General features: G+C 57.2%; 20 protein-coding genes. 15 read left to right on the top strand and 5 right to left on the bottom strand.

Features of this window, described 5'->3' with window-relative positions:
* Positions 1-57: 57 nt before the first annotated feature.
* Positions 58-471 (bottom strand): secondary thiamine-phosphate synthase enzyme YjbQ, encoded by a 414-nt coding sequence (locus Q7U76_01235; GenBank protein MDO8354999.1) that lies wholly within the window; start codon positions 469-471, stop codon positions 58-60.
* 110 nt (positions 472-581) lie between these two features.
* On the opposite strand from Q7U76_01235, the gene Q7U76_01230 reads away from it, so the two are divergent.
* From Q7U76_01230 to Q7U76_01190, 9 genes are all read left to right on the top strand, one after another.
* Complete coding sequence (locus Q7U76_01230) at positions 582-2,354, top strand: adenosylcobalamin-dependent ribonucleoside-diphosphate reductase (protein ID MDO8354998.1); 1,773 nt, start codon at positions 582-584, stop codon at positions 2,352-2,354.
* Between the two features lie 117 nt (positions 2,355-2,471).
* Positions 2,472-3,206 carry a hypothetical protein gene (locus Q7U76_01225; protein MDO8354997.1) on the top strand — a complete coding sequence of 245 codons (735 nt, stop codon included), beginning with the start codon at positions 2,472-2,474 and terminating at the stop codon, positions 3,204-3,206.
* Positions 3,207-3,303: 97 nt separating this feature from the next.
* Positions 3,304-3,504 carry a hypothetical protein gene (locus Q7U76_01220; protein ID MDO8354996.1) on the top strand — a complete coding sequence of 67 codons (201 nt, stop codon included), beginning with the start codon at positions 3,304-3,306 and terminating at the stop codon, positions 3,502-3,504.
* Positions 3,505-3,539: 35 nt separating this feature from the next.
* The gene (locus tag Q7U76_01215) at positions 3,540-4,235 is read left to right on the top strand and encodes an HAD family phosphatase (protein MDO8354995.1); all 696 of its coding nucleotides are present in this window, start codon (positions 3,540-3,542) and stop codon (positions 4,233-4,235) included.
* Between the two features lie 12 nt (positions 4,236-4,247).
* A complete protein-coding gene (locus Q7U76_01210) occupies positions 4,248-5,174 on the top strand; it encodes a cobalamin-binding protein (GenBank protein MDO8354994.1) in 927 nt (308 codons plus the stop codon).
* Between the two features lie 4 nt (positions 5,175-5,178).
* Positions 5,179-6,048 (top strand): presqualene diphosphate synthase HpnD, encoded by an 870-nt coding sequence (gene hpnD / locus Q7U76_01205; protein ID MDO8354993.1) that lies wholly within the window; start codon positions 5,179-5,181, stop codon positions 6,046-6,048.
* Positions 6,045-7,370: an FAD-dependent oxidoreductase gene (locus tag Q7U76_01200; GenBank protein MDO8354992.1), complete on the top strand. Its 1,326-nt coding sequence runs from the start codon at positions 6,045-6,047 to the stop codon at positions 7,368-7,370. Before hpnD ends, Q7U76_01200 begins: the two co-directional genes overlap by 4 nt.
* A 36-nt stretch (positions 7,371-7,406) precedes the next feature.
* The gene (locus Q7U76_01195; protein ID MDO8354991.1) at positions 7,407-7,727 is read left to right on the top strand and encodes a hypothetical protein; all 321 of its coding nucleotides are present in this window, start codon (positions 7,407-7,409) and stop codon (positions 7,725-7,727) included.
* Positions 7,728-7,894: 167 nt separating this feature from the next.
* Positions 7,895-8,545, top strand: a complete 651-nt coding sequence (locus tag Q7U76_01190; GenBank protein MDO8354990.1) for a uracil-DNA glycosylase family protein — start codon at positions 7,895-7,897, stop codon at positions 8,543-8,545.
* A gap of 54 nt (positions 8,546-8,599) precedes the next feature.
* Here the strand turns inward: Q7U76_01190 and Q7U76_01185 are convergent, their stop codons facing one another.
* From Q7U76_01185 to tldD, 4 genes are read right to left on the bottom strand one after another with little or no spacing between them, the layout of a single operon-like run.
* Positions 8,600-9,058, bottom strand: a complete 459-nt coding sequence (locus tag Q7U76_01185; protein ID MDO8354989.1) for a hypothetical protein — start codon at positions 9,056-9,058, stop codon at positions 8,600-8,602.
* Positions 9,059-9,108: 50 nt separating this feature from the next.
* Entirely contained in the window at positions 9,109-9,657 is a 549-nt protein-coding gene (locus Q7U76_01180; GenBank protein ID MDO8354988.1) for a YbhB/YbcL family Raf kinase inhibitor-like protein, read from the bottom strand.
* A gap of 22 nt (positions 9,658-9,679) precedes the next feature.
* The gene (locus Q7U76_01175) at positions 9,680-11,047 is read right to left on the bottom strand and encodes a metallopeptidase TldD-related protein (protein MDO8354987.1); all 1,368 of its coding nucleotides are present in this window, start codon (positions 11,045-11,047) and stop codon (positions 9,680-9,682) included.
* The gene (tldD, locus tag Q7U76_01170; GenBank protein ID MDO8354986.1) at positions 11,044-12,474 is read right to left on the bottom strand and encodes a metalloprotease TldD; all 1,431 of its coding nucleotides are present in this window, start codon (positions 12,472-12,474) and stop codon (positions 11,044-11,046) included. The genes Q7U76_01175 and tldD overlap by 4 nt, the downstream gene beginning before the upstream one ends.
* Before the next feature lie 210 nt (positions 12,475-12,684).
* Between tldD and Q7U76_01165 the strand changes: the two genes are divergently transcribed.
* From Q7U76_01165 to Q7U76_01140, 6 genes are all read left to right on the top strand, one after another.
* Positions 12,685-13,470, top strand: coding sequence for an isoprenyl transferase (locus tag Q7U76_01165; GenBank protein ID MDO8354985.1), 786 nt, complete (start codon positions 12,685-12,687; stop codon positions 13,468-13,470).
* Complete coding sequence (locus tag Q7U76_01160; protein MDO8354984.1) at positions 13,470-14,366, top strand: phosphatidate cytidylyltransferase; 897 nt, start codon at positions 13,470-13,472, stop codon at positions 14,364-14,366. Before Q7U76_01165 ends, Q7U76_01160 begins: the two co-directional genes overlap by 1 nt.
* Before the next feature lie 10 nt (positions 14,367-14,376).
* Positions 14,377-15,537: a 1-deoxy-D-xylulose-5-phosphate reductoisomerase gene (locus Q7U76_01155; GenBank protein MDO8354983.1), complete on the top strand. Its 1,161-nt coding sequence runs from the start codon at positions 14,377-14,379 to the stop codon at positions 15,535-15,537.
* A 29-nt stretch (positions 15,538-15,566) separates the two neighbouring features.
* Positions 15,567-16,952 (top strand): RIP metalloprotease RseP, encoded by a 1,386-nt coding sequence (rseP, locus tag Q7U76_01150; GenBank protein MDO8354982.1) that lies wholly within the window; start codon positions 15,567-15,569, stop codon positions 16,950-16,952.
* A gap of 127 nt (positions 16,953-17,079) precedes the next feature.
* Positions 17,080-18,780, top strand: a complete 1,701-nt coding sequence (locus Q7U76_01145) for a proline--tRNA ligase (GenBank protein ID MDO8354981.1) — start codon at positions 17,080-17,082, stop codon at positions 18,778-18,780.
* Positions 18,781-18,987: 207 nt separating this feature from the next.
* A complete protein-coding gene (locus Q7U76_01140) occupies positions 18,988-21,309 on the top strand; it encodes a GspE/PulE family protein (GenBank protein ID MDO8354980.1) in 2,322 nt (773 codons plus the stop codon).
* Positions 21,310-21,507: the final 198 nt, after the last annotated feature.

Raw genomic sequence — 21,507 nt, 5'->3', positions numbered from 1 at the left:
AGCGCTCCAGCAGTTTATTCCCATAGGGTTCTGCCCCTTGATGAGACGACATCGGGCTCACGCGCCAATCACCTTGACCAGCACACGTTTCCGCCGCATGCCATCGAACTCTCCGTAGAAGATCTGTTCCCAGGGACCGAAGTCCAACCGGCCTTCGGTGATCGCGACGACAACTTCTCGGCCCATCAGCTGGCGTTTGATGTGCGCGTCGCCGTTATCTTCGCCGGTCTCGTTATGCCGATAGGTTGCGGCCTGAGGAACCAGCGTTTCCAGGAATCGGTCATAGTCATTGAGTAAGCCCGGTTCGTCGTCGTTAATGTAGACGCTCGCCGTGATATGCATGGCGTTGACCAAGACGAGCCCCTCTTGGACCCCGCTCTTCTTGACCGCCGCCTCGACCTGTTGCGTGATGTTGAGGTAGGCGCGCCGCGTCTTCGTTTCGAACCAGAGCTCTTCGCGATAGGATTTCATGGTCGTCGGTCAGTGGAAGTTCATTCTGCCGAACTGGACCGTCAAGATGCAAGCAGGACGAAACGGTATCCGTTATCGATCAATCGAATAGGGCGGTATATACTAGAACCATGTCCGGCAAGAAGACGCGCACTCCCTCAGGCCCGCCACACCTCCCACGACTTCGCCTTTCGGACCATGCCACGACCCTGTTACGCGGGCGCTATCTGGGCAAGAATACGACGGGAAGGATCGTCGAGACCCCGGCGCACATGTTCTGGCGCGTAGCCACCGACATCGCACAAGCTGAACGACTCTACCCCCGCGCCAGCCGGCTACCCCACGCCGCCCAACGATGGTACGACTGTATGGCCCGTCTCGATTTCCTTCCCAACTCTCCCACGCTGATGAACGCCGGGCGTCGACTCCAGCAGCTCTCGGCCTGTTTTGTGCTCCCGGTCGAAGATTCCCTCGACTCCATTTATGACAGTCTGAAACATCAAGCCCTCATCCACCAATCGGGCGGCGGCACCGGATTTTCGTTTAGCCACCTCCGTCCTCACAACGACCTGGTTTCATCGTCGAGCGGCGTCGCCTCCGGCCCCATTTCCTTCATGCGCCTCTTCAATCTCTCGACGGATATCATCAAGCAAGGCGGGACCAGACGGGGCGCGAATATGGGCATCCTCCGCATCGACCACCCGGACATTCTGGACTTCATTGCGCTCAAACAAACCCCGACCGAAATGACGAACTTCAATCTCTCCGTCGGCATCACCGATTCGTTCATGCAGGCACTCACGCGCCGTCGCACGTACGCTCTGATCAATCCGCGAACCGGCAAACCCGCGAAACGGCTTCCGGCCCAGCTCGTCTTCGATCGGCTCGTCGAAGCAGCCTGGGCCAGCGGGGAGCCTGGCTTGGTGTTCCTGGACACGATCAATCGGGGGAATCCCACTCCCCGCCTCGGCACCATCGAGTCGACGAACCCCTGTGGCGAACAACCGCTACTGCCCTTTGAGTCCTGCACCCTCGGCTCTATCAATGTCGCCAACTTCGTCATGCCATCGAGCGCAGGACCCGCCATCGACTTCGCTCGATTAGCCGACATCATTCCTCTCGCCGTGCGCTTCCTCGACAATGTGATCGATCGCAACCGTTTCCCCCTTCCCCACATCGACCGCATGACGAAGCGCACAAGGAAGATCGGCCTGGGCATCATGGGCTTTGCCGACTTGCTGATCGCCCTCAACATCCCCTACGACTCCGAGGCTGCCATCCACACAGCCGGCGCCCTGATGGAGTTCTTTCAATCTCACGCCCATCGTGCATCCGCGGACCTTGCCACCGAGCGCGGAGTCTTTCCTGCCTATCGAGGCAGTCGGCTCCAGACTCTCGGTCAACGGCATCGAAACGCCACCGTCACCACCATTGCACCGACTGGCAGCATCAGCCTCATCGCCAACTGCTCACCAGGCATTGAGCCGCTCTACGGCGTGCAGGAAGTCCGCCGCATCATGGATGGCGTTGTGCTCACCTCCTGTCATCCGGCCTTCGTCCGCTACGCAGAGGCCCTCGGTCTCGATCTCGACGCGCTCCAGGCCAACCTGTCGGCGCATCCTTCCATCCAACATATGACCGATATTCCAGAAGAGCTGCGACACCTCTTTGTCACAGCCCATGATGTCTCGGCCGAGCAACATGTGCGTATGCAGGCGGTGTTTCAGCGCTATAGCGACAGCGGTGTCTCAAAAACCATCAATTTACCGGGCACCGCGACCAAAGCCGAAGTCGCCGCGGCCTTTCTGCGCGCCTATCGACTGAAGTGCAAAGGCCTCACCGTCTTTCGAACAGGCAGCCGTGAACAACAAGTCCTGTCCTGTCACCCTTCGAACCCCTGTTGAGAATGGCCAGGCATCGCCCAAATTCCCCAACAAAATTGACAGTACCCAACGATGGTGATACGTATATTCACAGACTTGGTGTATGTCGAACCGAATCGTTCAGCAGGGAGGTACTCGATGGCTGCGCTCGTTGGAACCCTGACATCAGTCGGGAATTCTTTTGATGTGAATTGGTCGCTCCTCTTCGCCCGCCAACCGGAACCGGACTTGGAATTCACGGAAGAAGAACTCGATCAAACCACCACCACGAGAGCAACCGGCCCGCTGAATCCCCGTAAAAAATCTGGCGGCGGTCGCCCGATCCTCTGGATATTGCTCCTGGCTCTCATCGGCGGCGGCGCCTATGTCGCCACCATGGAACCTGAACTCGTGACCGAATGGCTGAGCCCGTACCTGGGGGAAAGCACACCGCCCCCGGTGGCCATGAACCCAAAACCGGCACCCACAACACCATCGGTACCAGCACCACAAGCGACTCCCAACCCAAGCGATGGGGCGCCGGTGCCCGCGCCATCAGCCTCGGTCCCCACTGCTGTTGCCCCCCCGGCGGTCCCAGCCATGACGCCACCTCAAGCCACCGTGAAACCCGCTGCACCAGCCATGACTTCTTCCGCTCCGATGTTCAGCGAAGGCCAGAAAGTTACGACCACGATGGACGAAACGGCTCCCGGGGGAAGCAGTCCGTTGTTCGCCGACGCATCGGGCAGCAAGCCAGGACCGGTGGTTCGTTTTGGAGCGACCCTGACAGTCCTCGACGGCGATCTGCAGCCGAGCGGCTGGATGTACCAGGTGCGCACAGATGAAGGGACGAAGGGTTGGGTATCGGAGAAACGCCTCCGCTTGAAGTTCTAATCATCCCCTTTCCCCGGCGCAAACTGGCTGCTACGCCTGGCACATTCTCGACTGTTCAGTCGGTCTTCCTGTGCTATAATCCGCCCGCTTTAGCAGGATGCTGAAAAAGACCGCCAGCGGCGTTCTCGCTTCACGAAGAGGCTCTCAACGTACCACAAGGGTACGACTCGCCTCTTCACTCGCTGCGGTCTTGCTGGACGGTCTTTTTGAGCATCCTGAAGTTATTGGTATTTCTTTGCCATATGGAGCGTTTTCGCAGCATTTTTATTTGTCACCGAGTTTTTTTGCAGCCTGTTAGATCTCGTGGTCATGCCAACATTTTGAACGATCCTCATGAACACACTCTCAGCCATCATTTTTGACTTTGATGGAGTCATCGCGGACACCGAACCCCTCCATTTCGCTGGTTTCCGCCAGACGCTCGCTGAAATCGGCATCGGCCTGACTGAGTCCGACTACTACGCCAACTACCTTGGCTACGACGATCGAGGCTGCTTTCTCGCGGCACTCACCGCACATCAGCGCTCCACCGATCTCGCGGCCATCACGACATTGATGCAACGGAAAGCCCTGGCCTATCTGGAGTCGGTGAAGGGACATCTGGTCATTTTTCCAGGTGTGCGGGAATTTGTGCAGGAGGCCGCTGCGACGTACCCCTTAGCCATTGCATCCGGCGCCCTCCGCCATGAGATTGAATTCATCCTTGAACAGGCCGGGCTTCGTAAAGAATTTCTCCACATCACTGGCGCCGAAGACGTCACCAAGGGAAAACCCGATCCGGAGCCGTTTCTCCATGCCCTCGACGCCTTGAATCGACAAGACCCGAAGCAGACCATCGCCCCAGGATCTTGTTTGGTCATCGAGGATTCCATCCCCGGCCTGCGCGGCGCGAAAACCGCCGGGATGAAGGTCCTCGCCGTGGCGAACACGCACACGATCCAAGATCTGCATGAAGCCCATGCCATAACCCCAAGTCTCACACAGGTTCGCCTCAGCGAACTCCGTGAGCGGTTATGGCCCGCCCCATAAGAACCGAGTGATATGAGAATCTGCTCGCTGCTTCCCAGTGCTACCGAAGTGATTGCCGCGCTCGGTCTGAGCGAGGAACTCGTTGGAATCAGTCATGAGTGCGACTACCCGCCATCGGTCGGGAGCGTGCCCATCATGGTTGAGCCGATGATCCCTCCTCATGGGCTGACCAGCGCTGAGATCGATCGACAAGTCGCGCAGTTCGTGGCCTCCGGCCAGCGGCTCTATCGGCTAAACCATGACCGCTTGTGCCACTCGCGCCCCGATCTGATCCTATCCCAAGACCTCTGTCATGTCTGTGCCGTCACGCCGGATCAACTGCATGAGGCCATTCGAGCCATGCCTCACCAACCGACCGTCCTGACATTGAACCCCGGTACGATTCACGATGTAATCGATGATGTCGTGCGGATCGGCGACGCGGCAGGCCGGTCGGCAGAGGGCCATCGTCTCGCGTCGCAGTTACGCGAGCGACTCGAAGCCGTTCGCACTCGCGTCCAGAATCTCTCGCATCGCCCTCGCGTGGTCTGTATCGAATGGCTCTCTCCGCTATATGTCGCAGGTCATTGGGTTCCTGAGATGGTTCAACTTGCAGGCGGACAGGATGTCCTGGCCCAGCCTGGCACCCCTTCTCGCGTTGTGACGTGGGACGACATCGTCGCCGCGTCTCCGGACGTGCTCATCGTCATGCCCTGCGGCTTCTCAGTTGAACGGACACGTACTGAACTATCCCAGCTTATGCTGCAACCTGGTCAATGGCCCATCCCCTCAACACTGAGGGAACAGACATTCCTGGTCGACGCGTCCTCGTATTTTAGCCGGCCTGGCCCTCGCCTGATTGACGGGATTGAACTATTGGCCGCCATCTTCCATCCATCAGACCAGTACCCCATGCACGACTCCATGGCCAGTCGCCTGGAGCCACAACCTCAGCACTAATGCCATGACCATACTCTCTTCGACCGACGCGCAAGCCTACTGCACGACTCTCACCAAGAAGAGCGGGAGTAATTTCTATTATTCATTCCTCTTCCTCCCACGAGCCAGGCGCGCAGCGATGTACACCGTCTACGCCTTCTGCAAGGAAGTCGATAACGCGGTCGATGAGCCCCCGACAGGCAGCAATCCCCAGGATGAGTTGCAGCGGTGGTGGAACGAGCTGGAGGCGGCCTATCAAGGCACACCGACCTTCCCGGTCACCATCAGCCTGGCCACCCATGTGAAACAGCTATCGATCCCACAGGCCTATTTCGAGGAGCTGATTAAGGGCGTGGGCATGGACCTCTCGGCGGCACGATACGCGTCGTTTCAAGATCTCTCGCTCTACTGCTATCGAGTCGCATCGGTGGTCGGACTCATCTGCCTGCATATTTTCGGGCCGACCTCAGCCAGGGCCCAAGACTATGCCGTCTCTCTCGGCATGGCATTCCAACTGACGAACATTCTACGGGACATCGAAACCGACGCAGCCCAGGGCCGCATCTACCTACCGCAGGAAGATCTCATAAAATTCGGATGCACCGAGCAGATGATCCTCCAGCGTCAGGAGAGTGAAGAACTCCGAAAGTTGCTTCGCTTCGAAGCCGCACGAGCCCATGAGTATTACGCCAAGGCACAGGCGGCGTTCGAAGCCCTGCCGACACATGACCGGCGCGCATTGACCGTCTCGGAAATCATGCGTGCCGTCTATTTCCGCATCCTGAAAAAAATCGAGGATCCAGGACATCGGATTTTCGGTCCTCGCGTCCGACTCTCAACCAATCATCGGCTGGCCCTTGCCGCCGGAGTCTGGCTCCGCTCAAAATTCTTGTGACGCCCACGCACGCTCAGTCCGTCGTGATTCTTGGTGGAGGCCCGGCCGGGCTCACCGCCGCCTATCGTCTCATCCGCCAGGGCTATCGAGTCACGATCGTCGACCCTCAGCCACTCTTGGCGGGTGCCACCACTGGTACGCCTGCGGACGACAGCCCTGAACCGCTCACAATCCTCGGTTGCCATCACGCAACAAAGGCCTTACTAGGCTCACTCCATGCCAATCTCCAGCAGCCGACACAGCGAGACATCTCTCTGGAATTTCGCCTCAACGAGAATGCCATCGCCCGTTATCCACATGCCTGGTTCCCCGCCCCCCTACATACCTGGGTCAGCCTGCTGAGGTTTACAGGCCTCCCCTGGACGGAACGGTGGCGATTGGTATCCCGATTGGAACGGCTCTGGGAAGGCGATGAACGCCTGCCTGCCGACCTGGAACAGCGCACCGCCGACGAATGGCTTGCGTCAATAGGACAAAGCGCGCAGACGCGCCGTGTCGTCTGGAATCCTCTCGCGCGCTGGCTGACTGGCAATGAACTCTCTGCTCTGTCCGCCGATGCCTTCATCGCATCGCTGCGGCCCTTGTTCCTAAGCACTCGTCACGATAGCCGCATCTCGGTTGTCCAGGACTCGCTGCAAACCTGCCTGATACGACCCATCACCGAGAGACTGACGGCGGGCGGAGCGACCATCTTACGCAATACCGACTCGGCGCAGTTCCGCTATGAGCGAGATCACATCACGGGAGTCCTGTTGAGGAATGGGTCACTGCTGCAGGCCGATTGGTATATCGCCGCCCTGCCTCCGCAGCAACTCACGCCGTTACTTCCGGAACGATGGCTGACCCGCTATGCCTACTTTCAGCAGCTTGCGGAATTGGTGTCGCAAGACGGCACCCTCTTACATCTGCAAGCAGAGCAACCCTGCGCCACTCCTCGCCTCATCCTCTTAGGCGATACCGCGTTTCACTCGCTACTCGTCACAGCGGCAACGCCAGACCGCACAGGCTTCTCCCTGCTCACAACCGACCATCAACTTGCGCAGACTCGATCGGACTCCAACCTTGATGGACTCATTCCTGACATGCTCAGATCGTTGGAACTTCTCCGTCCCGGATGCAGGCTCGGACCGATCCACCGCCGAACGATGCCCAACGCCATCCTCTCACTCAGGCCCGGCACGAAACTGCATCGGCCCATCCAACGGAGTCCGATCGCCAACTTGCTCGTGGCTGGGGCCTGGACCGATACCGGATGGCCGCCCAACCTCGAAAGCGCGATCGTCAGTGGCAACCATTGCGCCGATGCCATCGCGCGCCAATAGGTCCGCTTGACGATGGCACTATCCAATGGTAGGTCTATGAGGATGAGACAGCCGTTGGTGAAACGCGCCTTGCTAGCAGTCATTGTGCTGACGTTCGCCGGATGCGCACCCGGTTCCTCCACGCGTGGAGGCAATCCGCAGGGGCTGAGTCAGCGAGATCTGGAACGGGATTATATGGAGTGCGAGTACAAGGCGAGGCTAGCGAACGAAAACCAGTTCTATAACCAGAGTACCCCCTTCCCGTTCAGCGGAGGCCCCCAAAGCCCGAGCGACCATGCCCGCGCCCTGCACGGGATCTCGACGATCAATGCGATGAGGGATACTTGCTTGGCGGCCAAAGGCTACCGAGTCGAGTAGACGGATGGTGAAAAAGGCCTCCGGCTTCGTTCCCTGCCTTCGCCGAAGCGGCTTCGCACAGGCAGGTCGCATCGTTCATGTTGCCGCTCTCGCCCCCTCACTCACATTGACAAGATTGGCACAGCTTCCTAAGATATCGGCCATATTCCTCATGGCTCCATTCCATCATGACCACGACACCCCTTCAAGAGCTGGCGAAATCTCTCCATAATTGCCAGCTGTGCAAACTGGCAAAACTCGGCCGGCGCCAGGTCGTATTCGGTGTGGGAAATCCGCATGCGACTGTGATGTTCGTCGGGGAAGCGCCTGGCTTCTATGAGGACCAGCAGGGGGAACCGTTCGTCGGGGCTGCAGGAAAACTCTTAAACGAGCTCCTGGAATCGGCGGGACTGTCACGGAGTGACATCTACATCGCGAACGTGATCAAGTGCCGCCCCCCGAACAACCGAGACCCGGAACCGGATGAGGTCGAGACGTGCAAACCGTTTCTGCTGCAACAGATCGCCATGATCCGTCCTACTCTCGTATGCACGTTGGGAAATTGGGCGACGCAAACATTGCTGGAACGAAAGGTGGGAATCACGAAGGTTCGCGGGCAGGCGTTCTACATGAAAGACTTTGTGCTCTTCCCCCTGCTGCACCCGGCAGCGGCCTTGCACCAAAGCAGCATGCTCGAACCGCTTCGTGAGGACTTCAAGAAACTAAGAGAATTTCTGGACCGTCATGCAACGCCGGTCGAACCGACAGAGGCCACTCCGCCAGCAGCTCCCGTGCTTGAAGCCGAGCAACCTCAACCGACGCAGATGGAACTGTTCTGATAAGCGGGACGAACCGCGAGCAGCACCCTCTTGGAACCGGGCCCTGTGACGAGGTTACGCCTTTTCAGCCTTTGCAGAAGTTGCAGACTCGGAATCCGGCTCTGACTCCCCGTCCAATTCTGCCGGTTGTTCTTCTTCCGGCACATCGAACCAGGACACAACCATCTCGTCCCACCAGGCTTCATCGATCTCTTTCCCTGGATCGGTGCCAAGAAACGAAACCTCATCCTTCGTAATATCGGGACCGACCACCTGGGGCTGGAACTTCGCTCGGTCGATGATCTCTTTCGTCGCATATCCTCCGACGATCCAGGAATCCGGATCGGCGCGGCGCGATTTGTAGGCCTTGAGCCCGATCTTGAGATACATAAAGATCTGCTGTTGCGCAGGATCCCCGACGCCTGACTGCGGCAGGCCCAGCGTCTTTTCGATCTTCTTGCGCCAATGCCGGTCGTCGTATCTCGACGTAATCAACTGGAGCATGGTCTTTCCAAGTTCGGTATCAAGCGGCATGGTGCGTGGTTCCTTTAGTCACTGTTTCAGGCGACCGGTTGTATGAAAACTCATCGTCCATAGGTGACGGTGAGGGAGGCTTTTCCTAACGCATTCTGATTCAGATAGTACCCCACCATCGCACCGGACGCCTCTTTCTTGAGCGGGAGCTGATCCACTTTCAACGCATAGACCGTAACAATATACCGATGCGGCTTATCGCCTTGAGGAGGGCAGGGACCGCCGTACCCCGGCTGACCGAAATCGGTGATACTCTGAACTGCGCCCTGCGGTGCGCTGCTACCGTTTGATTGGCCTGCACCGGCCGGGAGGGACGTGATGCTGGGAGGAATGTTGAAGATCACCCAATGCCACCAACCGCTTCCCGTCGGAGCGTCAGGATCATAGACCGTCACGGCAAAGCTTTTCGCATCCTTCGGCGCCTGCTCCCACTTCAATTCCGGCGACACATTGCTGCCGGTGCAACCGAAGCCGTTAAAGACATGTTCGTTGCCGATGCTGCCCTGCTCTTTGATCGTGGGGCTCGTCACCCGAAAATCTGCGGCAAAACCAGGAGCCGGAAGCAGCACAAGAACCATCAACGCCCATACCTGTCGCATCGTGTCGCTCCTTCCTCCGGTCTCAACTCCCGGCGATCGTCATTTCACCGATCTTGATCGTCGGACTGGCAATGCGCCCACGGAACACGAGATCGTTACCGATCATCTCGATTCCGGCGAACATCTCTTGTAAGTTACCTGCAATCGTAATCTCTTCGACAGGGTACGCCAACTCGCCCCCCTCGATCCAGAACCCGGCAGCGCCCCGTGAGTAATCGCCGGTCACCATATTGATGCCAAAACCAATGAGGTCCGTGACATAGAGCCCCTGCTTCACCGTCTTGATTATCTCTTGTGCCGTCTTCGTCCCGGGCGCGAGATAAAAATTCGTCGGACCGACCGACGGATTTTCACCGACGCTGCGGGAGGCGTTGCCGGTCGAGGCCATACCAAGCTTCCGTCCGGAATAGGTATCGAGCAAGTAGCTTTTCAAGACCCCTCGCTCCACCACGGTCGTTTTTCTGGTCGGGAGGCCTTCGCCGTCGAACGGCCGAGAGCCCAGTCCTCCGACCACTCGCCCGTCGTCATAAACCGTCACATACTCAGGAGCCAGAGGCTTGTCCAATTGCCCTGCCAGAAACGAAGCCCCTTTATAGAGCGAGTAGCCGGACACCGCGCTGCAGAGATTCCCCATGAGGCTTCCGGCCATCTCAGCATCGAAAATGACAGGAGCCCGTTGAGTCGCCACCTTCCTCGCCCCGAGTTTTCTGACCGTCCGCCGCGCCGCTTCCAGTCCCACCGCTTCAGGGGAATCCAATTTGGCAAACTTCCGCTGCACGGCATACCAGGAATCCCGCTGCATGGCCCCGGTCTCCGGATCGGTCGCAACAGGCGATGCCGCCATTGAAAAGCTGGAACTTTGATACTCGCCCAGGAAGCCATGACTATTGCCCAAGACCACGCGCCCAGAGGAGGAATCGAAGTCGCCCCCTTCAGAGTTTGTCACCCGCTCGTCCGAAGACATGGCGGCAGCCTCCACCCTCTTCGCTAAATCGATCTGCTGCTCCGTATTGAGCCTGGTTGGATCGTAGAGATCTAAATCCGGCCGCTCGCCTGCCATACGATCCGCAGCCGGCAACCCGGATACCGGATCTTCCACGACGGCCTTCGCCAAAATACAGGTTTCGGCCACGAGTTGATTCAAGGAATCTGCTGAAAAATCTGACGTTGAGGTACTGGCAGAGCGTTTCCCGACAAAGACACGTAGCCCGAGATGCTTCTCCCGCGCTTTCGTGAGACGATCGACGGCACCCAGCCGGACCTGAACTGAAAACGTTTCACCGTCGGCAATAATGATGTCCGCTTCCGTCGCGCCACTAGCCTTTGCCTTCGCCAAAAGATCCATGGCGAGCTGACTATACCCATCCCGCTGTTGTATCGGCTGGTTCATCGCTGCGTCCCGCCCACGGTGATCTCATCGATTCGAATGGTCGGCAGACCGACACCCACTGGAACGGACTGCCCTTCCTTGCCGCATGTGCCGATGCCCTCGTCGAGCTTGAGATCGTGCCCGACCATCGAAACCTTGGTGAGAATCTCCGGTCCGCTGCCGATCAATGTGGCGCCCTTGACCGGTCTCGTAATCTTCCCACCTTCAATCAAGTAGGCTTCGCTGGCTGAAAATACGAACTTTCCGTTGGTGATATCCACCTGCCCGCCACCGAACGACACGGCATAGAGGCCGCGATCGACCGAGCGAATGATGTCCTCAGGATCCGACGTTCCGGCTAACATGAACGTATTGGTCATTCGCGGCAAGACCACACTTTGATAACTCTCGCGCCGTCCGTTGCCGGTCAGAGGAATGCCCATCAGCCGCGCATTAAGTTTGTCGGTGATATAGCCGCGCAAGATCCCGTTCTCAATGAGTACCGTGCGACCGGTCGGGGTCCCCTCATCATCCATATTGAGCGAGCCCCGACGGCCCGGCAAGGTTCCATCATCGACAATCGTGCAGATATCGGAGGCCACTCGTTTACCGAGGAGGTTCGAAAAGGCTGAGGTTTTCTTACGATTGAAGTCCGCTTCCAGACCATGGCCGATGGCTTCGTGCAACAGAATCCCCGGCCAACCTCCCCCCAGCACGACCGGCATGACACCGGCTGGCGCCTCGACAGCAGAAAGATTGAGAATGGCTTCACGAGCCGCTTCACGAGCAAACCGCAGATGCCGATCGCCCTCGTGGTAGAACTCAAATCCGACACGCCCCCCCCCGCCGAACGAGCCGGCTTGGCGTTGCCCGTTCTCTTCGGCGATACAGGTGACTTGCAACCGTGAAAGCGGCTGCACATCTCCGATCAACGTGCCATCGGAGGTCGCGACTACGACCACCTTATACTCCGTGTTAAACGAGGCCATCACATTCTTGATGCGCGGGTCATAGCGGCGCGCCTCGGCATCGATGGCATTCAAGAGAGACACGCGATCGGCTGTCGCCACTTCGGCCTGTGCCCGTTCAACCGGGTAAAGGTCTCGTGTTGGACGTTGGCGGACAGGTACTGAAACTGCCTGGGCCCCGCTTGGCGAATTGGCAATGTAGCGCGCCGTATCGGCCGCCAGCTCGAGATCCTTTTTCGTCAGTTCATCGGAATAGGCAAAGCCGGTTTTTTCGCCCGCCGTGGCACGCACCCCCACACCCTGCGACACATTCTTCGTGGCACGTTTGACGAGGGACTCTTCCATCGAGACGGACTCGGAGACACAAGACTCAAAATACAGATCGGCATAGTCGACATCACGGACTTTGACCCGTCCGAGCGCCGAGAACACTTCACTTTCGGTCAGACCAAAGGAGGCTAACTGAACAAGTTCACCCATGGTTTGAGAATCCCCACGACGGTTGGCATACGAATGGACGCTGGAGTATAGCCGAATCATTTCCGCAGGCGCAATGCAGAATCGTCCAACTTGTCGCTTTTACAGGACTTTTACGAAAATTCGTTTGACTTTACTCCCCCTCGCCAGTAGACTTTGCTCGCCTGCCATAAGTTTTCACCCAAGATTAAGGATCGTGACGAGCTACATCGCATGAGCACGAACGAATCATCGGCTATGGACCAGTTATCCAACGAAGAGCTGGCCACAAAACTCGAGTCAGACCTCTTACCCAAACACGTGGCCATTATCATGGATGGCAACGGCCGCTGGGCAGAACTCCGCACCCTTCCTCGCATCGCCGGTCATCGGGAAGGGATTCAGTCCGTTCGGGAAATGATCACCGTCTGCCTGGAGCTTGGCATCCACGCCCTGACCATCTACGCGTTTTCACAGGAAAACTGGAATCGTCCTGCGCAGGAAATCTCCTCGCTCATGGGCTTGCTCGAATACTACTTGTCGACGGAGCGAACGAAGCTCATTGAACAGGGTGTCCGGTTCCGGACCATCGGCCGACTCGACGCCCTCCCGGCCTCCGCCCTCCAATGGGTCCGGGCCGCCGAACAAGAAACTGCCCATCTCGACAAACTGCATCTGACCGTCGCCCTCAGTTATGGTGGCCGGACCGAGATTGTCGATGCGGTGCGGGAGCTTCTGCGTGAGGCACAAGACGGGAAACTGCAACCGAACGAGGTCGATGAGTCACGAATCCAACAACACCTCTACACCCACGACCTGCCCGATCCTGACCTGTTAATTCGCACGAGCGGCGAAACGCGAATCAGCAATTTCCTCCTCTGGCAGCTGGCCTACACCGAGCTCTACTTCACGCCAACTCTCTGGCCCGACTTCCGTCGCCGCGAACTCTTGCTGGCCTTGCTGGAATACCAGCGCCGCGAGCGGCGATTCGGTCGCGTGCTCAGCACCATTTCTTCATAGTGGCCGATGTAAACGTCCACATGCAGCAAGCCAACACCGCCGGCCAACAGCCGGCAAGCCCAACACCCTCTGCAGCGCCTCGGTTTGACCCCCGCCGGATCTATACCGTCCTGGTCCTCGCGCCACTTTTGTATGCCGTCATTCGGTACCTCCCACCCCTCGCATTTTCAGGCGTCGTGGTACTGGCCGGTGCGCTCGCGCTCTTCGAATTCTATCGATTATGTTTCAGCGACCACAGTCACTCCTGGCTGATAGGAATCGGCCTGACAGGATTCGCCGCGGTGATTCTCGGCGCACACCAGCCAGGCATCATCGTACCGAGCCTTCTCGCGACATTGATCGGCATTATTTCCGTTCCGCTATTCAGTCGCGCGCCCCTCGAACAGAGCCTGAAGAACGGCGCCATGACCTTGTTCGGCGTACTCTACCTGGGCCTCACGCTTGGCCCGCTCTCGATGACGAGACTGCTGCCTCTCGGCGAATGGCTCATCTTTTTTCTTCTCTTGGTTACCTGGGCGTCCGACACCGGAGCCTACTATGTCGGCACCCTCTACGGACAACATCGCTTGGCGCCCACAATCAGTCCAAAAAAAACCTACGAAGGCTTGGTCGGCGGGTTGATTGGTGCGATACTCGCCGCGTATGCGGTTCGTTGGTGGTTTCTCCCTGAGTTGTCTGGCCTCGACTGTCTCGTCTTGGCCACCCTGCTGACCATCACAGGTCTGTGGGGTGACCTGACCGAATCGGCCATGAAACGAAGCGTCGGCATCAAAGACTCCGGAGGAATTCTGCCAGGACATGGCGGCATGCTCGACCGGCTGGATAGTCTCTTGTTCACCGCCCCTGCCTTCTACTACTATATAACGATGGTAAGCCGCCTACGAGTCATCGAGTGAGGGATCAGCTATGAAAACAATCGTCATTCTCGGATCGACTGGGTCGATCGGCACCAGCACCTTAGATATCGTGGACCGGTTCCCGGAAGAGTTCCGTGTGGCAGGACTGACTGCGGGAAGCAATGATGAAAAACTCGAAGAGCAGATCCGCCGTTACAAGCCCCGCGTCGTGGCCCTCTCGAATGCCGCCGCAGCCGCCAGGCTCCGGCAGCGCTGCGCAGGATTGCCCGTTGAAATCCTTGACGGTCAAGAAGGTTTGATTCAGGTCGCCTCTGCGCCAGAAGCTGAGCTCGTCATCTCAGCCATCGTCGGTGGCGCCGGTCTTGTCCCCACCCTGGCCGCGATCCGGAGCGGAAAACAAATTGCCTTGGCCAATAAAGAGCCGATGGTCATGGCGGGAAAACTGATGCAGGACGAGGCGCGGCGGCACGGTGTCCGCATTTTCCCGGTCGACAGCGAGCATAGCGCCATCTTTCAGTCGTTAGAAGGCCATCGCAAAGAAGATGTCCGCCGCCTCATCTTAACGGCGTCCGGAGGGGCCCTCTGGACTCTGACGAAGGACGAGCTGCGCGATGTGACCCCCGAACGGGCGCTCCAGCATCCCAATTGGAAAATGGGCGCCAAAATCACCATCGATTCTGCCACCCTCATGAATAAGGGACTTGAAGTCGTGGAAGCCCGCTGGCTCTTCGACATCCCGGAGTCGCAAATCGAAGTGATGATCCATCGGGAAAGCATCATCCATTCTCTGGTAGAGTATGAAGATCGTTCGATGATTGCGCAGTTGGGATTACCGGATATGCGAACGCCTATATCCTATGCGATGCGATACCCAGGGCGCCTGCCGCTGGACCTCCCGTCACTGGATCTGACGGAGATCGGAAAGTTGACGTTCTGCAAACCGGATCACGACCGGTTTCCCTGTTTAGACCTTGGATTTGAATCGCTGCGGATCGGCGGAACGATGCCGGCCACGATGAATGCCGCCAACGAAGTGGCGGTTGAGGCGTTCCTGAATGGGGGCGTTCGGTTTACCGATATTGTAGACATTATTCGCAGCACGATGAGCGCCCATAGCCCCAAAGAAGTGGATACGCTGGAAGAGGCCCTAGAGGCAGATCGCTGGGCCCGAGAGAAGGCAGAGTCATTGGTCGTCGCATTGGCACGCTAGTTTCACACGAAGGAGCATACACCGTGTTCATGGCATTCACCTGGTCCCCCGATACCCTCTGGTTGCTTTTGCAGAAGGCCTGGTGGTTCCTGGTCGTCCTCGGCGTGCTCGTCGCGTTCCATGAACTCGGGCATTTCCTGGCCGCTCGCTGGGTCGGCGTCAAGGTCCTCAAATTCTCTCTGGGATTCGGACCGAAGATTTTCGGCCGCCAAATGGGCGAAACCGAATATCTTCTCTCAGCCATCCCACTGGGTGGCTACGTCAAGCTGTTCGGCGAAGATGAAACCGAGGCCACCACGCCAGAGGATCGGACCAGGTCCTTTGCGCACCAAGGCCTCTGGGGGAAAGTCCTGATCGTCGCCGCAGGGCCTGGATTTAACTTTATTCTGGCCTATTTTATTTTTGCGGGATGGCTCGCCACCGGGGCGCCACTATTCGTTCCCACGTTCCAAGACTTGAATCCCGATGTCGAAGCGATGGTCCCCGGCTCTCCAGCCGACACGGCCGGCATCCAGATCGGCGACCATATCAGCCGAGTCAACGGACAGGAGATCTCGACCAGGACGGAACTATTCGACGCTGTGGCGAAAAGTAAGGGCCAGGCGCTGACGCTTGAGATTAAACGAGACGGCCAGGTCAAAACACTGTCGGTGACGCCCACCACTGCCCCTGGACCACAGGCCTCGACACAAGAGCCCGCCTATTACTTAGGCGTCGAAGAAACACCTCCCCTTGTGACTTCCGTCATGCAAGGCTCTCCAGCAGCCAAAGCCGGGCTACAGGCAGGTGACCATGTCGCCAACATCGAGGGCCACACGATCCATACCTGGTCACAGATGACCGGTATAGTGAAAGAAAACCCCAGCCACCCACTCAAGATCGAGGTTCTGCGGGAAGGACAGCGGATTCCACTGACCGTGACGCCCTCTGCCGAGAAGACCATGGTCAATGGCCAATCGGTCGAGGTTGGCAAGATCGGCATTTCAGGACCCGGCCGTTCGATCATGCGCTCCAGCACCCCGCTGTTGTCACTCTATGACGGCTTGGGAGCCACGTGGGGCTGGACCGAGCTGACGGCCATCGGTCTCTACAAGATGATCGTGGGGGACATCTCCAGTAAAAATATCGGAGGACCGCTGACGATCGCGAATATTTCCGGAGAAGCCGCTGCGCAAGGGGCCTCGAGTGTGGTCTTTCTCATCGCCATTCTCAGCATCAATCTGGGCGTCCTTAACTTGCTCCCTATTCCCATTCTCGACGGCGGCCATCTGTTATTTTTCCTGATTGAGGCCATCCTCAGGAAGCCCCTCGGTGAACGCCAAAGAGAAGTAGCACAACAGGCAGGCCTCGTGTTATTAGTGGGCGTCATGATTTTTGCGTTCTGGAATGACCTTGAGCGAATCTTTTTACGGTAAAACCTGAGGCGGAAAGTCCCGACGTTGAATGTGTTCATTTCGTCACAACAACTCCTCGATCACCGTCACTTTGAACTGAATAACCTACAGCCGTAATCCCTTATTTATTGACCCTTCTCACAGAATTATGCGTACCTCTCAAGTCTTAATCCCGACATTGCGCGAAGAACCGGTTGAAGCGGAAACCGTCAGCCATAAGCTCATGCTCAGAGCGGGGCTGATCCGCAAAGTGGCAGCCGGCATCTACACCTATCTTCCGCTCGGACTCAGAGTCATCAGAAAGGTCGAGCAGATCATTCGTGAGGAAATGAACCGGGCTGGGGCACAAGAACTCCTCATGCCCATCGCCTCTCCCGCAGAGCTCTGGCAGGAAACAGGCCGATGGAACTTCTACGGCAAGGAGTTGATCCGCTTTAAAGATCGCCATGAACGCGAATTCTGTTTGGGACCGACCCATGAGGAAGTGATCACCGATTTGTTCAGGAGAGAAGTCCGCTCCTATCGGCAGATGCCACTGAATTTCTATCAGATCCAAACAAAGTTTCGAGACGAAATCCGCCCCCGCTTCGGACTCATGCGGGGACGCGAGTTCATCATGAAGGACGCCTACAGCTTCGACCAGGACGAAGCGAGCGCCAAGGTCAGCTATCAGAAGATGTACGACGCCTATCAGCGTATCTTCACACGCTGCGGCCTCACCTTTCGCGCCGTAGAAGCCGACACCGGGTTGATTGGCGGCAGCTCATCTCACGAGTTCATGGTGCTCGCCGATACGGGCGAGAACACCATCGTCTATAGCGATACCGGCACCTACGCCGCCAACGTCGAACAAGCCGAAGTGCTTCCTCCTACGGATATGGACACCGACGCACCCCGTCCCCTGCGTGCCGTCCAGACGCCCCGTTGCCGGACAGTCGAAGAAGTCACGAAATTCTTGAACGTCTCCCCTGCTCACCTCGTCAAAACACTTCTCTATTCGACGGGGAAAGAGACTGTGGCCCTGTTGATCCGAGGCGACCATGAGGCCAATGAGATTAAGATTCAACGGCTTCTTCACGTGACGGATCTTGAGCTCGCGACTCCCGCCGTTGTCGAGCAAGTCACAGGCGCGCCGGTCGGATTTGCCGGACCCGTCGGATTGAAAGATGTTCGGATTATCGCCGACCATGCGGTCAAAGCCTTGCGCAACGTGGTCATCGGCGGCAATCAACTTGATACGCACTATGTCGATGCGAATTGGGAGCGTGACTTTCACGTCGAGCAGTTTGCCGATCTCCGCAGTGCCTGTGCAGGAGACCCGTCACCGAGAAAAGACGGGACGTTGAAAGCGACGCGTGGGATTGAAGTCGGGCACGTCTTTATGCTCGGCACCAAATACAGTGAACTCATGAAAGCCTCCTTCCTGGATGCGCAAGGCAAGGAATGCCTCGCCGTCATGGGATGTTATGGCATCGGAGTCGGACGAACTGCCGCATCGGCGATCGAACAGAACCATGACGACAAAGGCATTATTTGGCCCTTCCCCATTGCTCCATTCCATGTGCATCTCCTCCCGCTCACCAAATCTGACCAAACGGCTCACGTCACCGCGCAGCTCTACGACGAACTGCAGGCGGCGGGACTAGAGGTCCTATGGGATGACCGGGATGAACGAGCGGGGGTGAAGTTCAACGATGCAGACCTCATGGGAGCCCCGTTCCAAGTCGTCATTGGCGACAAGGGCCTCGCCGAAGGAGTCGTGGAGGTCAAGACTCGGAAGGACGGAGTTAAACTCAAGATGCCTCCCGCTCAAGTTGCCGCTCATCTGACTCGCACACAAACAAGTTAGCACCTCGTCGTCCCCCGTAGCGGCACTCATCTTGTGGAGCTCGGAAGCTCGCCAGACTGAAACCGCCTTTTTCTTGCCTTCCACTCGCGATCAGCTAGACTGACATTCAACCTCCACTTCAGAGCAATTGTGCTCGTGAACGCCAGGCCCGCATATGCACTTCAATCCGGCGATGACCACCTTGTGTGACATGCAGGAATATTCCTAATGCAAGCCAATCCTGTCCCGCAAAATCTCCAGGAGCTTCAGCAAAAAGTCGCCTTTACCGAAAACATCAAACGCATCGCTGACCAAATCAATGCCGCCAGCGATCTCGACCATATTCTGCTCGATCTGCACAAAGACATTCTCAGTCTCTTCGACGCCGAAGATCTCACCATCTATGCGTTTGATTCGGACAAGAAAGAAATTTTCTCAAAAGTCCCCCACATCGATAGCGTCGAGGAAATCCGCATCCCCATCACGGAACAAAGCCTGCCCGGGTTCTGCGCGAAGTATCTCCGCCCTGTAAATATCGCCGACGCCTATAACATCGCGGAGCTGCAGGGCGTTCACCCTTCACTCCTGCACGACAACTCCTACGACAAGCGAACAGGATTCAAAACCAAGCAGGTCTTGACCTATCCAATCGTGGCAGAGAACAAGTATTTAATGGGCGTGCTCCAATTGCTCAACAAGAAAAGCGGCGCCCGCTTTACCAGAAAAGATGAAGAGTCTGTCGCGGAAATCGCAAAGGCCCTCGGCATCGCCTTTTTCAACCTCCGCAAGGTCTCAAAAAAGAACCCGACCAAGTTCGATCTTTTGGTGACGAATAGCCGCATCTCTCAAAACGACTTAGACAATGCCATCGCCGAATCCAAGAAAGGCGTATCGGACTTCGAGAGCATCTTGATCGAAAAATACAAGGTGCCGAAGATCGAGATCGGCAAATCGCTCGCGCAGTTTCACAAATGCCCCTACATCGAGTACAGCGATCGAACGATCGTCGATATCGAGCTCCTGAAAAATCTCAACGTCGACTACCTCAGAAAAAACCATTGGATGCCCCTCAAGCGGGACAGGACCGCCATCGAGATTTTAACGGACGACCCTGGCGATCTCGACCGTGTGGCGGATATCAAGCGCACGTTCCCAGGCCTCAACATTCGTTTTGCCATCAGCCTCCGCCGTGATATTGCACAATTCCTCAGCTCCGCCACAGGACAGGGACAGGGAGATAGCGGCAGCACCAGAAAGTTGGATGAAAACGTCTCCGATATTCTCGGAGAACTCGTCAACGAAGCCCAAGAAGCCGCAGCGGAAGACGCCGGGGGCGGACTCGACGAAAATGACAACGCCATCGTCCGACTAGCGAATCAAATCATTGCCGATGCCTATCGCCAAGGCGCCTCAGATATTCACGTCGAACCCTATGGCGAAAAACGTGAAACTCTTGTCCGTTTCCGGGTCGACGGTGATTGTTTCGAATATATGAAAATCCCCCAGAGTTATCGCCGTGCCATCGTGTCGCGTCTGAAAATCATGGCCAGCCTCGACATTGCGGAACGGCGCAAGCCCCAGGACGGCAAGATCAAATTTAAACTATCGGAAAACAAGGAAATCGAGTTGCGCGTCGCAACGATTCCGACTGCTGGATATAATGAAGACGTCGTCATGCGTCTGCTCGCGGCCAGCGAGCCCTTGCCTCTTGACAAGATGGGGTTTTCAGACCGAAATCTGGCGGCAATCAAAGAGATCGCGGCTAAACCCTATGGCATCATTCTCTGCGTCGGACCAACCGGTTCTGGAAAAACCACAACCCTCCATTCCGTTCTCGGTTTCATCAATACACCGGACATCAAGATCTGGACGGCAGAAGACCCTGTCGAAATCACGCAGTACGGACTTCGGCAAGTGCAGGTTCAACCCAAGATCGATTTCACCTTTGCCAAAGCTATGCGCGCATTTCTACGAGCCGATCCAGATGTGATTATGGTCGGAGAAATGCGAGATAAAGAAACGGCTGAAATCGGCATTGAAGCCTCATTGACCGGACACCTCGTCATGAGCACACTCCACACCAACAGCGCGGTGGAGACGGTCACCAGACTTCTGGACATGGGCTGCGACTCCTTTAGTTTTGCCGATGCCATGTTAGGAGTCCTTGCCCAGCGCCTCACTCGACGGATCTGCAAGGACTGCAAGGAACAATACGTCGGAACCGCAGTTGAATATGAGGAAATTCGCCAGGGGTACGGGCCTGAGAATTGGGACAAGCTGGGCATCCCGCAGGACAACACGTTCCGCCTAGCACGCGGAAAGGGATGTGAGACCTGCAATCGCACTGGTTTTAAGGGACGCGTGGCACTGCACGAGTTGCTCCTAGGATCGGACCGCATCAAACGCATGATTCAGTCGAAAGCCAAGACTGAAGAGATGGTAAAGGCTGCCATTGAGGACGGGATGACGACCCTCATGCAGGACGGAGTTCAGAAGACGCTTCAGGGCCACACCACGTTCAAAGAAGTGAAGGCCGTGGCGATCAAGTAGTCACAGGTGACGCGCCACCGTCACAAAGCCCGCTTCCTCCCCTAGCAACCTCAGCCCTCTCAGAGCCTCCCTCTACTGCATCCTGTCTATCTGAAATATCTGCGGATGCATGATCGGCATTCGATCATGCTGAGTCGGCAATGCATGCATAGTCAGCGGCATCAGCCTCCCCTTGAGTAAAAGAAGCCCCAGAGAAGA

This window comes from Nitrospirota bacterium (genome assembly GCA_030645475.1).
Taxonomy (GTDB): Bacteria; Nitrospirota; Nitrospiria; order Nitrospirales; family Nitrospiraceae; genus Palsa-1315.
The sequence above is the reverse complement of the archived record's forward strand: the minus strand, read 5'-3'. Positions and strand labels throughout refer to the sequence as shown.

Excerpts from the sequence above, each read along its gene's own strand:
- Q7U76_01235 (MDO8354999.1), bottom strand. The coding sequence starts at position 471 with ATGAAATCCTATCGCGAAGAGCTCTGGTTCGAAACGAAGACGCGGCGC.
- Q7U76_01230 (MDO8354998.1), top strand. The coding sequence starts at position 582 with ATGTCCGGCAAGAAGACGCGCACTCCCTCAGGCCCGCCACACCTCCCA.
- Q7U76_01225 (MDO8354997.1), top strand. The coding sequence starts at position 2,472 with ATGGCTGCGCTCGTTGGAACCCTGACATCAGTCGGGAATTCTTTTGAT.
- Q7U76_01220 (MDO8354996.1), top strand. The coding sequence starts at position 3,304 with ATGCTGAAAAAGACCGCCAGCGGCGTTCTCGCTTCACGAAGAGGCTCT.
- Q7U76_01215 (MDO8354995.1), top strand. The coding sequence starts at position 3,540 with ATGAACACACTCTCAGCCATCATTTTTGACTTTGATGGAGTCATCGCG.
- Q7U76_01210 (MDO8354994.1), top strand. The coding sequence starts at position 4,248 with ATGAGAATCTGCTCGCTGCTTCCCAGTGCTACCGAAGTGATTGCCGCG.
- hpnD (MDO8354993.1), top strand. The coding sequence starts at position 5,179 with ATGACCATACTCTCTTCGACCGACGCGCAAGCCTACTGCACGACTCTC.
- Q7U76_01195 (MDO8354991.1), top strand. The coding sequence starts at position 7,407 with ATGAGGATGAGACAGCCGTTGGTGAAACGCGCCTTGCTAGCAGTCATT.
- Q7U76_01190 (MDO8354990.1), top strand. The coding sequence starts at position 7,895 with ATGACCACGACACCCCTTCAAGAGCTGGCGAAATCTCTCCATAATTGC.
- Q7U76_01185 (MDO8354989.1), bottom strand. The coding sequence starts at position 9,058 with ATGCCGCTTGATACCGAACTTGGAAAGACCATGCTCCAGTTGATTACG.
- Q7U76_01180 (MDO8354988.1), bottom strand. The coding sequence starts at position 9,657 with ATGCGACAGGTATGGGCGTTGATGGTTCTTGTGCTGCTTCCGGCTCCT.
- Q7U76_01175 (MDO8354987.1), bottom strand. The coding sequence starts at position 11,047 with ATGAACCAGCCGATACAACAGCGGGATGGGTATAGTCAGCTCGCCATG.
- tldD (MDO8354986.1), bottom strand. The coding sequence starts at position 12,474 with ATGGGTGAACTTGTTCAGTTAGCCTCCTTTGGTCTGACCGAAAGTGAA.
- Q7U76_01165 (MDO8354985.1), top strand. The coding sequence starts at position 12,685 with ATGAGCACGAACGAATCATCGGCTATGGACCAGTTATCCAACGAAGAG.
- Q7U76_01155 (MDO8354983.1), top strand. The coding sequence starts at position 14,377 with ATGAAAACAATCGTCATTCTCGGATCGACTGGGTCGATCGGCACCAGC.
- rseP (MDO8354982.1), top strand. The coding sequence starts at position 15,567 with ATGGCATTCACCTGGTCCCCCGATACCCTCTGGTTGCTTTTGCAGAAG.
- Q7U76_01145 (MDO8354981.1), top strand. The coding sequence starts at position 17,080 with ATGCGTACCTCTCAAGTCTTAATCCCGACATTGCGCGAAGAACCGGTT.
- Q7U76_01140 (MDO8354980.1), top strand. The coding sequence starts at position 18,988 with ATGCAAGCCAATCCTGTCCCGCAAAATCTCCAGGAGCTTCAGCAAAAA.